Raw genomic sequence first — 14,454 nt, 5'->3', positions numbered from 1 at the left:
TAAAGCCGCGACCTACAAATGCTGCCGCGACCTACAGGTGTGTATTTATTCACCATTTAAAATTAACCATTTAAAATTAACCATTTAAAATTTACCATTTAAAATTTACCATTATTACTTAGCCCTTTGGTATTTCTATGTTGGCATTGGGTAAGAGTTGTTGATATTTTTTTGCGAGGGCTTTTTTGGCTTGGTCGTCGCCGTGTACTATTTTTATATGCTGGGGTTGGTGGCGCATGCGTTTTACAAAGTTAATTAACCCGTTTTGGTCGGCGTGGGCTGAGTAACCGCTAATGGTGTGAACGGTGGCTTTTATGTTGATGCGTGTGCCGTCGATATACACATAACCTTGCTTGTTGGGTTGGCTTACTGTTGGGCCGTATTGTTGAATGCTGCGCCCTAATGTACCTTGGGCTTGGTAGCCAACAAAGAGGATGTCGGCGGTGGTGTCGGTTAAAAATTGCTTTAGGTAGTTTACTATTCTGCCCCCACTGCACATGCCGCTAGCGGCGATAACTATGGCCGGTTTTGCTTTAGAAAAACGACGACCTTTGGCTAAATAGGCAATGGTGTTTAGGTGTTCTTGATGGCTGTTAACGGTGTAGAGTTGTTCAAAATTTAATGGGTGGCGATTGGCGTTAAGGGTTTGTTTTGCTTCCTTGTCCCAGAGGTTTTTAAAACTTCGGTATTGTTGGGTAAATTTTGCTGCCATGGGTGAGTCGACAATGATGTCGATGTTTTGCCACAGGGTTGTTTGTTTATTTTGTTGCGGCTGTTTTTGCTGTTGGTGAATGATTTTTTCAAGTTCGTATAATAGCTCTTGGGTTCGGCCAATGCTAAAAGCGGGTATAAGTACTACGCCATTGTCGGCTACTGCTTTTTCAATAATGTGTTGTAAGTTTTTAGTGCGCTCTTTACGCCGCTGGTGGTTTTTGTCACCGTAGGTTGACTCTATTATTAAGGTGTCGGCGCGGTAAGGGCTTTTAGGCGCGGGTAGCAAGGGTGCGTAAGGTGCGCCTAAATCACCTGAGAATACTATGGTGTGTTTGGTTTTGGCTTGGTGTTTACTATTGTGCTTAGCGCTGTGTTGAGTATTCGCTTCAATGCTGTTTTCCTTTGTTAAGTTTTTATTTTCTACCACTACCTCTATATAAGCAGAGCCAAGGATGTGCCCTGCTACTTGAAATTTGATTTTCGCGGTTGTTTCTTCAACAGCCTCGCCTTGGCTGGGCTTGGCTTGCATAGGCTCAGCGCCTTTTAGGGTAAGCGGTTGCCATGTTTTGTATTCAACTGGCACCAGTTGTGTTTTCAATCGTTTTAGGCAGGCAGCTATTATAGATTTATTGCGCGTTACCCCCACTTTTAATGCATCTTCAATCACTAAGGGTAAAAGCTGTGCTGTGGCTATGGTTGCGTAAATTGGCCCGGTAAAACCAGCGGCAAGTAAATAAGGTATACGGCCAACGTGGTCGATATGGCAATGGGTAACCACCAACGCACGTACTGTGCTGATGTTAAAATCAATGGTGAGTTGTGCGTCGGTTAAGCTGTGGTTGGTACTGTGTTGATTTACCTCTTGGCCTTGGTCTTTTTCAGCCCCTTGAAAAAGGCCACAGTCAATGAGTATTGAGTTATGTTGATTAATGTGAAGTTGATGACACGAGCCAGTTACCCCGTTTACTGCACCATGGTGTTCAATGTTCATAATAGTCCCTTATTTTTGTTTGTTTTTGTTTTCTGAACGTGGTTCAGGCGTTGCTTTTGCTTTTAATAATTAAAAAATTCAACATTCAACATTATCACTTTAGCATTAACTAAAGAAAGACACTAGATTCCGTATTAAGTGACCTACGGAATGACGGGGTTGGGGCTGTTTGCTTTTGCTCTTAACCATTCCCCCTTCAAAATTCAGTATTATCACCTCCCCCTTTAACGCCAAGCAAAGCACGGATTGATTGTGTGATTTCTTCAATGCGATCAGCTGCTACGGGGGCGATAAAAATGGTATCGTCACCTGCTAGTGTGCCTAAAATACCGGCTGACTCGCCCATACTGTCAAGCATTCTAGAAATTAACGGTGCGCCGCCAATACCGGTTTTAAGTATTATTTGCATACCATTATGTTTAACGCTTAACACCACTGACTCTATAGAATGCTTTGACTTTGGCACGGCGAGTTCTTCGGGCAATATGTAGATCATTTCATTGTTGGCATTGCGCGTTTTTACTGCCCCTAACCGTGACAATAGCCGTGATATTTTCGCTTGCGACATGTTGTTAAAGCCTTGCTCGGCCAACGCTTGTGCTAATTGCCCTTGCGAGCCATAGCATTGCTCTTTTAATAAACGTTTAAAGGCATACACCAAATTTGATTCGGTTTGTTTTCTAGGAGTGGTCATTCACTGATGTCTCACGGTTATTTAGCTAGTATAGATAAGTACTGTTATTAAAATACGATTTTAACTAATACACAATAGTATATTCGTATTTTACACTAAATAGATAGAGTGATGGGGCTAGATTCTAGGGACTAGGTACTAGGTACTAGGTACTAGGTACTAGGTACTAGGTACTAGGTACTAGGTACTAGGTACTAGGTACTAGGTACTAGGTACTAGGTGCTAGGTTCTAGGTTCTAGGTTCTAGGTTCTAGGTTCTAGGTTCTAGGTTCTAGGTTCTAGGTTCTAGGGACTAGGTACTAGGTACTAGGTACTAGGGGCTAAGTTCTAGGTACTAGGGACTAGGGACTAAGTTCTAGGGACTAGGTACTAGGGCTAGGTACTAGGGGCTAGGTTTTGCTTTTAATAATTCAACATTAACCATTCATACTTTAGCATTTTCACTTCACCGTTCGCCCTTTATCACTTTCTTTATTTAGTTACCAAAAGCTTGCCCTAGTGACCCTAGATCATTGGCTTTTTGTTGGATTTGTTCAGTTTCATTTTCAACAATGTGGGCTTGTTTAAGGTTGTCTTGTGAAGCGTCGCTGATGTTGATGATATTACGGCTTATTTCTTGTGACACCATACTTTGCTCTTCTGACGCGCTTGAGATTTGAATAGTAAGGTCAGCAATGTCGGTGAGTAGCTCGTATACTTTATTGACTACATCACGTGCTTCTGAGGCTTCTTCGACACAATGGTCGGCGGAGTCTTTGCCTTGCGCCATGGTTTTTGACCAGGTTAATAACGTATTTTGAATTTCTGTAATGGATGTTTGTATTTGCTCGGTTGCGGCATGTGTTCTGCTTGATAAAGCACGTACTTCGTCTGCGACCACTGAAAAACCTCTACCGTGCTCACCTGCTCTTGCCGCTTCTATGGCGGCGTTTAAAGCCAGTAAGTTGGTTTGGTCGGCAATGCCTTGAATTTCATGCATTATGCTGCCAATTTTTTCAGCTTCGTTGGCGAGCTCTGACGCTGATGAAGCTGAGTGGGCGACTTCTTTTGCCAGTAAAGTTACTTGCTCCATGGTATGTTGCATAGCCTGGGTTGCTGTTTTGCAATCGGTATGCGCTTGGCTTACTTTTTGTGATGTAAAAGTGGTGTTTTTAGCGACTTCGTCGATGGTACATACCATTTCTTCTACTGCGGTAGACACTTGGTGCAGTTCGTGGGTTTCTTTTTCAGTGCCATCTTTTGCTTTTGTTGCGGCTGTTGTTAGGGTTTCTGCCCCTGAATTAAGAACGGTGTTGCTGTCGAGAATACGGCCTAAAATAGTGTTAATTTTACCGGCAGAGATTTTTGCTTGAAAATCAACAATGCTTTGCGGTTTGCTGCCTGAATAAATAAGACGTGACACGCTGTCGTATTCTTGCCTAAGTTGTTGAAAGTATTTTGGCGTGCTAATGAGTTCGTTTTTAAAGAGTACAAAAGGTAAAAATGGTAATATCAACATAGCGTATGGGTAATACACTGCCGCTGATAAAGCCGCAAAACTGCCTCCCCAGTATGCCAGGTGTTTTAGCAGCGTATTTTCATGCCATTTATTCAGTGACTTTTTATTTTTTATTGCTTGATACGCTTTGCTTGCTGTAAGCTTAGTGTCTTCGTTTAATTTCGTTCTGACTGACTGGTAGCCAACAAGTTGGCCATTTTCAAACATTGGGGTAACAAAAGCGTCTACCCAATAGTAACGGCCATCTTTACAGCGATTTTTTACCGCGCCACGCCAAGGTTGACCTACTGCGATTTTATCCCATAAGTCTTTAAAGGCTTCGCGCGGCATGTCAGGGTGCCTAACAATATTATGGTTTTGTCCCACCAGTTCATCAAATGTGTAACCTGCTATACGGCAAAAAGCGGCATTGGCGTAGGTGATAACACCTTTTGTATTGGTGGTAGAAACTAGTTCTTCATTTTGTTGAAAAACTACTTCTTCATTAATGAGTGCTGGGGATTTTCTATTCACTTTACTTCTCGCGCTATAGAGTTATGTTATTTGGATGAAAAACGACAAAAACGACAAAAACGACAAACGTTGCCATGGTACATTAATTTTTAGCTGAGAGCATTAAAATCTATAAAAGACCTTCTGTTGATCTACATTAAGACCTATATAGGCTTTCTGATGAACACTATGCGTTTTAAAGGAAAAACATTTGAACACTCTAAATAAGTCGTTATTAACGCCTGCTGAAACGGCGAAGTTATTAAATGTTGCGCCCACGACCATTCGTCATTGGGCTAATATTGGCCGTTTGCCTTTTATTACTACTTTAGGTGGCCACCGTCGCTTTGATAAAAAGGATATTTTATCCTTGTTGCCTAATGCGGTGTGCGAACAAAAGGTAAGCTGCGACTTTGCTATTTTAATTGTGGACGACAATGAAGAGTATGTGGCTAAGTTGAAAAAATTTTTAGCCAGCTTTTGCCCCAAAGCAACCATTAAATTTGCTGGTAATGGCTTTGACGCTGCCGATTTACTGCATTTATTTAAACCTGATTTGATATTGATAAATTTAACTATGCCCGGCGTTAATGGGTTGTCAATTTGTCAGCGCATTAAAACCACCGCTGCCACCTGTAATATAACGGTTGTTGCCATGAACAAGACTAAGACGTTAGCTGAGCATGATTTACAACATTTGCTTCAACTTGGGGCTGAAGCTTGTGTTGAAAAACCATTAGACAGTGAGGAACTGAAAGCGATTATTGATAAATATTGCCCTCACCGTTTGGTTTGCCGGGAAGAGGCTAGGTTTTAGGTATTAGGGACTAGATACTAGGGGCTAGGGACTAGATACTAGGGCTAGGGACTAGGGACTAGGCAGCCACTAAGCCCAGTTCCTGAATCGAGTTCAGGAAGACGGGAAAAAGGAGCAAAAGCAAACGGCCCCAACCCCGTCATTCCGTAGGTTACTTAATACGGAATCTCGGTTTTTAATGACGTGATAACAGCAAAACCCAGTTCCTGAATCGAGTTCAGGAAGACGGAAAAAAGGAGTAAAAACAAACGGTCCCAACCCCGTCATTCCGTAGGTTACTTAATACGGAATCTCGGTTTTTAGTAACGTGATAACTGCAAAACATAGATCCTGAATCAAGTTCAGGAAGACGAGAAAACCAAGTGTGATAACAGCAAAACATAGTTCCTGAATCGAGTTCAGGAAGACGGGAAAAAGGAGCAAAAGCAAACAGCCCCAACCCCGTCATTCCGTAGGTTACTTAATACGGAATCTCGGTTTTTAATGACGTGATAACAGCAAAGCCCAGCTCCTGAATCGAGTTCAGGAAGACGGGAAAAAAACAAAACAAAACAACCCCTGGTGCCTATCACTTTTGCTAGCGCCTATTGTCTTCCTAGTTATAACTGACTGAAATCGGTATAGTAAGTACTTTCTTGCCTTGATGTTTTAACCAGAGATAAATACCAATAAAAGAGAGTATTACCGCGGCGATGTAGCTGCTAGCGATTAATGGGCTGGCGAAGAAGTTGCCTAGTTGAAAACATAAGGTTGCCATTAAATAAGCCAGTGTAAAGCTCCAAATACCCGCAAAACCTGCCCAGCGCGTGCCTACTTCATTTTTTATTGCGCCCATTGCCGCTACACAAGGGGTGTATAATAAAATAAAGAGTAAGTAGCTAAAAGCGCCGAGTTGGCCAGCAAATGCCGCTTGCATTACTTGGTATGTGCTTAGCGCTACGCCTTGCTCTTTAGCGGCTACTTCTATGTTGCTTAAATCACCTACGTCGATACCTAAGGGGTCATCTGGGGCGATACCGAGTAAGTTTTCTTTAATTGAGTCTGTCGCTTCTTGCCAGCTTTGGCTTAGTGATGGGTCGGTTTCATCAACAGCGCTTTGGGGAGAATACAAACTATTAAAGGTGGCAACTAGGACTTCTTTGGCAAAAATTCCGGTAATAATGCCGACGCCTGCTTGCCAGTTGTCTTCTTTAATGCCCATTGGCGCTAATGCAGGTACAAGTACTTGCGCGCTGCGGCTTAAAATTGATTGTTCACTGTTTTGGTGGCCAAAACTGCCGTCGGTGCCAATAGCGTTTAAAAAGTTCAGTAAGCACACCACAATAACAATCGTTTTGCCCGCGCCGGTGACAAAGCTATATGTACGCTGCCATACCCGCTTGCTGATTGCTGTAATACGCGGTACTTCATACGGTGGTAGTTCCATAATATTTAAGGCTGTTGTGCCTGATAATACGGTTTTTTTCAGTAAAAAGCCGGTAAAAATAGCGGCGGCAATTCCAATTAAATATAAAAGGAAAACAAGATTTTGCCCACTGTCAGGGAAAAACGCGGCGGCAAATAAAGCATAAACAGGTAAGCGCGCGCCACAAGACATAAAAGGCGACATCATTACTGTGGTAATACGCTCTCGTTCACTGTCTAACACCCTAGCCGACATTACTGCGGGTACGGTGCAACCAAAACCGACAATAAGCGGCACAAAGGCTTTACCGGGTAAGCCTATTTTTTGCATAACATTGTCTACCACAAACGCGGCGCGTGCTAAGTAGCCTGAGTTTTCAAGTAGCGATAAACCAATAAATAAACAGGCAATAACGGGAATAAAAGTCGCCACGGTTTGTACGCCAATGCCAATACCTTCTAGGGTGATTAAAAGCCATTGAGGTAAGCCTAATGGCTCAAGTAAGTGGTGCGGATAAGCAACAAATAAAGTGCCTGCCAAAATATCGAAAAAGTCAATAAACGCACTACCTACGTTAATAGCGAACATAAAGAGAAGGTACATCATACCTAAAAATATGGGCACACCGGCTAGCGGGTGTAATGCTATGTTGTCTAAGCGATCGGAAAAACGCGCGCCGTTACCGGTACCGCTTACTCTTGAAAGAATGTCTGTGGCGTAATCTTGCCTGGCTTGTTTTGATGACAAGCTTTCGGGTTTTTGAGGCTGTTCACTTACCGGTAATTTTTTTTGTTTTGCGCAGGCTAATAATGCTTTTTCTATGGTGACAAAGGCATTTTTACCCTGTGCACTTAGCGCTACTACTGGGCATCCTAGCTCTTCACTGAGTTTGTCAGTATCTACCCAAGGGTGTGATTTTCTATCGGTTTTATTTAAAACCACTATCATGGGAATACCCAATTCAAGTAGCTGTGTTGTTAGCGCAAGTTGACGGCTTATTTGGTTAATGTCAAGTACATTAATTAAGCAGTCTATACTGTTTTTTTGTAAAAATTGCTGTGAAATGGTTAAGTCTTGCCCTTGCTCTGTGCGTTGGGTAAGCGAACTTAAACCGGGTAAGTCAGACAAAAAGGCTTGGTTATTATTTAATATGAGTGGTGCTTTTTTAGCGGCAACGGTGATCCCTGAAAAGTTACCTACCTGTTGTTTAGCTGCATTTTTAGTAGTAGCGGTTAATCGGTTAAATAGCGTGCTTTTGCCTGAATTAGCAAAGCCAATTAACGCATAATGCAAACCGTTAGCAGGTAATGTGCTGTCGGCACATGATGAAGAATTAGAACAACAACTCATGAATAACACTCATATAACGTTTACTGAACACCATTTACTGACCATTTTCTTTAAGGTTACTCAATTATAACTTAAATGGTTGCCACTTGAATTTGCGCAGCTATAGAGCGTTGAAGACATATTTTGGTATTGTGTAGCCGGTAAGCTAACGGGCCATTAAAAGGCGCTTTGTGTGCCAATGCCACCTCGGTACGTAAAGCAAAGCCTTGCTCTAACAGTTGGGCAGACAATGCTTCGTCAGGTGGTAGTGCACTAATTTTAACGATTTGGTTTTTTGCTATATCTGCTAAGGTCATTTTCATGGCTATGGCCGCACCTATCGCACCCTTGATAAAATAAAATATTCAGTAGATAAAAATGAAATATTCTCATTAACCTAAGTATAAACCTTGGCCGTTAGTTTAGCTGTAAAGCACAGCAGAATTGACCAAGGCATACAGAAAACAGTTTGCTAATTAATGAGAATTACTATTGTTTACATAATAACCTTTCACAAGAAAAGACACAATAAAAATAATGATAAGCAGCAAGTATTTAGTCTTCCTGAGGCTCTATTTCTACTTTGTCTACTCGTTGTAAACCGCGAGGTAGTTTATTGCCCCGCCGCCCTCTTTCGCCACAGTAATGTTGTAAGTCGCTAGTTTTTAAGGTCAGTTTGCGACGTCCCGCATGTAGCGTTACTGAAGCGCCTTGGGGAACGATTGCCAAAACGGTAACAAATTCTTCTCGTGCTTTGGCCCGAGCACTTGGGATGTTAATCACTTTATTGCCTTTACCTTTGCTCAGCAACGGTAGGTTTTTTACGGGGAATACCAGCATGCGCCCTTCTGTTGTAATGGTAAGGCATGCGTCTGTTTCTATGTGTTCAATGGGTTGTGGTGTAAGCACTTTGGCTGATGCTGGCAAGGTAATAAGCGCTTTACCATTTTTATTGCGGCTGATCATATCGCTAAATTTGCTTATAAAACCGTAGCCTGCATCACTAACTAGTAAGTATTTACTTTCGTCTTCTGCCATAACACAGTGCTCGAAAGTTTCTCCTGGTGCTAAATTAAAGCGCCCTGTTAATGGTTCACCTTGGCTGCGTGCTGTGGGTAAAGTGTGGGCGTCGGTGGCGAAAGCGCGCCCTGATGAGTCAATAATAGCGACTGGGCAATTGCTTCGACCTTTGGCGGCGCATAAGTAAGCGTCACCTGATTTATAGCTTAGGGTTGTTGGGTCAATATCGTGGCCTTTGGCGCAACGCGCCCAGCCTTTGTCTGACACAACAACGGTGACGGGTTCACTGGGTACTAGGTCTTTTTCGGTAAGTGCTTTGGCTTCGCTGCGCTCTACTAATTGAGAGCGGCGATCATCACCATGGTCTTTGGCTGTTGCTAGAATTTCCTTTTTCATTAGCGTGTTCATACGCGCTTTTGAATTAAGGGTTTTTTCTAAGTACTCTTGCTCTTTGCGCAATTCGTCTTGCTCGGCACGAATTTTAATTTCTTCTAGCTTGGCTAACTGTCTTAGTTTAATTTCTAAAATGGCATGGGCTTGGATGTCTGACAAACCAAAACGTGACATGAGTTCGGCTTTTGGTTCGTCGTAGCCACGAATAATCTCAATGACTTCGTCGATATTTAAATAGGCTACCAGTAGGCCGTCTAAAATATGTAAGCGTGCTAGCACTTTGTCTAGGCGATATTGTAGGCGTCGGCGTACTGTTTCCCGGCGGTATGCCAGCCATTCTGATAATATTTCTTTTAAGTTTTTAACCGCTGGGCGGCTGTCTAAGCCGATCATGTTGAGGTTAACACGGTAGCTTTTTTCTAAGTCTGTGCTGGCAAATAGATGCTGCATTAGTTGGTCAATGTCAACCCGGTTTGAGCGCGGCACAACCACTAAACGCACGGGGTTTTCATGGTCAGATTCATCACGTAGGTCAATTACCATAGGTAATTTTTTGGCGGTCATTTGCCCCGCTATTTGTTCGAGTATTTTGCCGCCTGAAGCTTGATGCGGCAACGCGGTGATAACTATTTCGCCATGCTCAAGGTGATAAACAGCGCGCATTCTTATGCTGCCACGCCCTGTTTGGTAAATTTTTTCAATGTCGGTTTTGGGCGTAATTATTTCGGCGTCGGTTGGGTAGTCTGGCCCTTGCACAAAGGTTAATAAGTCTGCCACTTCGGCTTTGGGCTCTTCAATTAAGTGCACACAAGCGTTGGCAATTTCACGGGCATTGTGGGGAGGTATGTCAGTTGCCATACCAACGGCAATGCCTGTTATGCCGTTTAACATTATGTGAGGTAAGCGCGCTGGGAGCGTTTTGGGCTCTTGCATGGTGCCGTCAAAGTTTGGCACCCAGTCAACCGTACCTTGGCCAAGTTCAGACAACAGTATTTCGCTAAAACGTGATAAGCGAGACTCGGTGTAACGCATGGCGGCGAATGATTTAGGGTCGTCTGGGGCACCCCAGTTTCCTTGGCCGTCTACTAGCGGATAACGGTAAGAAAATGGCTGTGCCATCAGCACCATGGCTTCGTAACAAGCGCTGTCACCATGGGGGTGAAATTTACCTAAGACATCACCAACGGTACGAGCAGATTTTTTATATTTTGCAGTTGCTGATAAGCCAAGCTCTGACATGGCGTAAACGATTCTACGTTGTACTGGTTTTAGGCCGTCACCAATATGCGGTAAAGCGCGATCCATAATAACGTACATTGAGTAGTTTAAGTAAGCGTCTTCGGTAAAACGTCGTAGCGGAACCTGTTCTACCCCGTCAGGGCTATATTCGAGCACATCAGACATGCAATGATTTTCCTATTCCAATAAACATTAGTATTCGCATAGATTAATGCTATATTTTGTGTTGAAGCGCTTGTTTAACTTTAAAAGCAGTGTTTCGGCTTTTGCAGTACCGTTTTATATGCTCACTGTGCTGCAAGTAATAAGCCATTAGCTTCAATATTGGTATAGCTTATATGATTTTAGTAACCAAGTGAATTTAAAAAGTTAATTCAGAAAGTGAATGGCTATAGGTGACCACTTGGTTTCTGCCTTGCGCTTTTGCTTTGTACATGGCTAAATCAGCGCCATGAATTATATTGTCGAAGGTGATGTTCTGCTTCACTTGGTTGTTGTTAATAGTTTGTAAGTCGGCAACGCCAATGCTTAAGGTTATGCTGCGTTCAACCCCTTGTGCGCTAAAGTTGTATTGGGCAATTTTTTCCGTGACCCGCACTGCAATTGCTTTTGCTTGAGTAATATCGGTGTTAGGTAAAATGGCAACAAACTCTTCGCCGCCTAGCCGAGCAAATACGTCGCGTGCACGCATTGTTTCACTGACCAGTTGTGCTATTTTTTTTAAGACAAGGTCACCGACAGCATGGCCATATTGATCGTTAATTAATTTAAAGTGGTCAATATCAAACAGTAATACGCTTAGTTCACTTTGTTGTGTGTTGGCGGTGGAGACTAGTTTATTGCCTCGTTTAAATAACTCGCCTCTGTTTAATAGCTGCGTTAAACCGTCGGTTTTTGCCAGTAAAAGTAGTTTTTTTCTAACCTTCAATTGCTGTAGGTACAATAAGATGAAAAACAGTATCGTGCTAACAATTAATATAAATTTTAGCTGTTGGTCCTGTTGCTGTTTGTGTACTTGTTCAATGCGTAATTGCTTTAGTTTGTTTTGGTTTGTTAAGAGTTTATTTTCTTCTGTTTTGTGCGCAACTTCATATTTTTCGGTTAGTTGGATTATTTTATTTTTTCGTTGTAGTTCATGGTAGTTAGCGTGTTTTTTAGCAAATATTTCTTTATTGAGAAAGGCATTTTTATAATCTTCAATACCTTCATAGCTAGTCGCTAAGACTAAATATGCATTGAAGAACAAGGGGTCATTTACTTGTGATTTGCTAAGGTGTTTTGATAATAGTTTTGCTTGTTCAAGTAATACAATAACGTCTTGGTGGTGTTGTTTATACTGCTTAATGTTCGCTTGGGCTAGGTGTAGGAGAAACTGCTCAGCGTGGTTAAGTGCTTGTTTGTTATTAGTGATGCGTTTAAGTAAAGTTGCCGCTTGGTTAGGTTTACTTGTTGAGAGCTCAACCAAGCTGACAATTGCCTTATTTAGAGGCACTAACGTTTGGGTGTTAGCGTTAACGTTAAGTTTGTTGGTATTGGTGTTTTGCTCATTAAATGCAGCTAATGAAGTATGTACCGTCATCAGCGCCATTAAAATACCTGATGCTAAAAAGAGTAAGTAACGCGAACCTTGGGTCATTATACACATACCTTATTTCGGCCTTGGCTTTTGGCTTGATAGAGTAAATTGTCGGCTTGATTCATTAGTGCTGACAAGTCTGCTGCGTCATTGTGGGTAAAGTCAGCGCTGTTTGCGATGCCAATACTAATGCTAACGCCCAATGCTTCATGTGCTGAATGGCTTCCTTCCCAAGGGTGTGCTTCAACTGATTGTCTAAACCGCTCTGCGATTGCTTGGGCTTGTTCTGTTGTAGTTTTAGGTAAGAAAATGACAAACTCTTCACCGCCAAAACGACCAAAAACATCGTTTTTACGCATTAATGTTTTCCCCAGTGCTACAACTTCTTTTAACACAGCATCACCCCGACTGTGGCCATATTGATCATTAATTCTTTTAAAGTAGTCGAGGTCGATCATTAGCACGCTAAAATGGGTGTTATTTTTTTTCGCTTGTTGAAATAATTTCTCGCCTCTTTTTATCAATTCACGCCGGTTAACAATTCCTGTTAACGTATCAATACTTGACACATGAATCAGTTTTTTATGTCCTTGGACTAACTTAACTAAAAACCAGGCAAATATTAAAGCCACTACAGCGATGTAAAGTAAATAAAGTTTTTGTCTTTTTTGTGTTTTTTCTGCCTCTAGTAATAACGCTTGTTGTAATGCTTGCTCGTTTTTCAATACTTGTTTTTGTAAGTCTGCTTCTTTAGCTTCTAATGCTAGGCGTACTTCAACCATAGGCTCAATTGCTATACTGTTACGCAGGGCTTGTGCTAATGTTAAGTGCTGTTGTTGCAACTGGTAGGCTTTTTTATAATTTGCTAATTGAAAGTAGGTGTGGCTTTTAAGCTGTGTAATATTCACTTGGATTTCCATTTTTAAATGACCAAGTGGTTCTTTATGGGCTAAGATAGCTTCAACTTTAGCAATACTATTGAGTGCTTGTTCATAATGACCAAGCTCAAATAATATAAATGCCTCGTCTACTAAAGAGTTTATTTCAATATTGTGTTGCTCAATATTTTTTATATATTTTTTTGACTGTAACAAATACCGATAACTTGCTTCTTTATTGGGCTCTGGTTTATTTAAATATGCCCAAGCAAGCCCTGAATAAGTGCTGTACAGTATTTCATTAAATGGAGCATTTTTAGCTTCGTTGATGATGGTGTAATACACCTTAATAGCTTGCTCATATGCTTCTTCGTACGAGTAGGTTGTTGCTATATTCACTAATGAGTTTAACGACGCTTTGACTTTATTAGCCTTTTTATAGTGTTCGTAGGCTTGTTGGTAATAAACCATAGCTTGTTTATTTCTGTCGAGGTTGCCGTAAAGAATACCCAGCTCGGCATTTATTGAGCCTTTTAGTTCTTCGTTGTTTGTATTTTTAGCAAGGTTGTGTGCCTCATTCAGCGCGATAAGTGATTTTTCATAACGGTCGGTTAAGTAGTAAATAGCGCCTAAATTAACTAAGCCTTTGGTAATTAATACAGTGTTGTTTAAAGACTTTGCTAATGTTAAACCGTTTTCATAATCTGTACTGGCAAGTGACATATCGCCGTTACTTTCATAAATAAAACCCCGTTGATATAGTAACTTAGCAATTAATAAACTGGGGCTAGAAAGCTCTTGAGTTAACGACAACCCTTGGTTAGCGCTGTCTTTTGCTAAACGCAACTGCCCTTGTTGAATATAAATATTGGTTAACAAGTGCTGGTAGATGATTTGCTGCTCGAGTGATAGTTGGCTAACTTTACCAGCGTACTTTGTTAATTTAGCTTGTGCTAAACCTATATTTTGGTCGATGAGTGATTCAATTGTTACCGCTGCTTCGGTAAAGCCAACATCTTCCTGCTCTTGAGGTTGCACAGCCGCAGTTGCTACAGTGGCTACCATCAAGATTAAGAAAATAAATGTAGTGAAACATGGAAGCAACCGCTTAAGTAGCAATGTGATTAACCTGTAGGCGTTATTATTATTTAGCTAGTATAAAGTGATTATTTGAGAAATCCAATGCTACTGAATTTTAGCCCCTCAAATGAGGACATCCATGTTTTGGAACCTCAAATGAGGACATCCATGTTTTGTTGAAAACCTCAAATGAGGACATCCATGTTTTGTTGAAAAAATAAACACTCTAGACTATGTTGATATAACAGCAATGTAAGGAGTTTTATGATGACCCAATCACGCCGCCAGCAAGTATCATTACAAGATACCCGTTATTATCACCTAATCT

General features: G+C 41.6%; 9 protein-coding genes. 1 reads left to right on the top strand and 8 read right to left on the bottom strand.

Going from position 1 to position 14,454, the window contains the following annotated elements; genetic code table 11:
* Positions 1-118: 118 nt before the first annotated feature.
* From AC0UA9_RS16155 to AC0UA9_RS16145, 3 genes are all read right to left on the bottom strand, one after another.
* Positions 119-1,705, bottom strand: a complete 1,587-nt coding sequence (locus AC0UA9_RS16155; protein ID WP_475661593.1) for an MBL fold metallo-hydrolase RNA specificity domain-containing protein — start codon at positions 1,703-1,705, stop codon at positions 119-121.
* Between the two features lie 196 nt (positions 1,706-1,901).
* On the bottom strand, positions 1,902-2,399 hold the full coding sequence (argR, locus tag AC0UA9_RS16150) for a transcriptional regulator ArgR (protein ID WP_475661590.1): 498 nt from the start codon (positions 2,397-2,399) through the stop codon (positions 1,902-1,904).
* A 475-nt stretch (positions 2,400-2,874) separates the two neighbouring features.
* Positions 2,875-4,410, bottom strand: a complete 1,536-nt coding sequence (locus AC0UA9_RS16145; protein ID WP_475661588.1) for a methyl-accepting chemotaxis protein — start codon at positions 4,408-4,410, stop codon at positions 2,875-2,877.
* A gap of 190 nt (positions 4,411-4,600) precedes the next feature.
* Between AC0UA9_RS16145 and AC0UA9_RS16140 the strand changes: the two genes are divergently transcribed.
* Positions 4,601-5,206, top strand: a complete 606-nt coding sequence (locus tag AC0UA9_RS16140; RefSeq protein WP_475661586.1) for a response regulator — start codon at positions 4,601-4,603, stop codon at positions 5,204-5,206.
* A 595-nt stretch (positions 5,207-5,801) separates the two neighbouring features.
* On the opposite strand, the gene feoB is transcribed toward AC0UA9_RS16140, so the two are convergent.
* From feoB to AC0UA9_RS16115, 5 genes are all read right to left on the bottom strand, one after another.
* A complete protein-coding gene (feoB, locus tag AC0UA9_RS16135; RefSeq protein ID WP_475661585.1) occupies positions 5,802-7,961 on the bottom strand; it encodes a ferrous iron transport protein B in 2,160 nt (719 codons plus the stop codon).
* 71 nt (positions 7,962-8,032) lie between these two features.
* Entirely contained in the window at positions 8,033-8,263 is a 231-nt protein-coding gene (locus AC0UA9_RS16130) for a FeoA family protein (RefSeq protein ID WP_475661583.1), read from the bottom strand.
* Positions 8,264-8,495: 232 nt separating this feature from the next.
* Positions 8,496-10,757 carry a DNA topoisomerase IV subunit A gene (gene parC / locus AC0UA9_RS16125; protein ID WP_475661581.1) on the bottom strand — a complete coding sequence of 754 codons (2,262 nt, stop codon included), beginning with the start codon at positions 10,755-10,757 and terminating at the stop codon, positions 8,496-8,498.
* A gap of 196 nt (positions 10,758-10,953) precedes the next feature.
* A complete protein-coding gene (locus tag AC0UA9_RS16120) occupies positions 10,954-12,228 on the bottom strand; it encodes a GGDEF domain-containing protein (RefSeq protein ID WP_475661579.1) in 1,275 nt (424 codons plus the stop codon).
* On the bottom strand, positions 12,228-14,084 hold the full coding sequence (locus tag AC0UA9_RS16115; RefSeq protein WP_475661577.1) for a diguanylate cyclase: 1,857 nt from the start codon (positions 14,082-14,084) through the stop codon (positions 12,228-12,230). Before AC0UA9_RS16115 ends, AC0UA9_RS16120 begins: the two co-directional genes overlap by 1 nt.
* Between the last annotated feature and the right edge of the window lie 370 nt (positions 14,085-14,454).

This window comes from Colwellia sp. F1, assembly GCF_056238625.1.
Note: the sequence above shows the minus strand (reverse complement) of the source record. Positions and strands in the feature narration are given on the sequence as shown.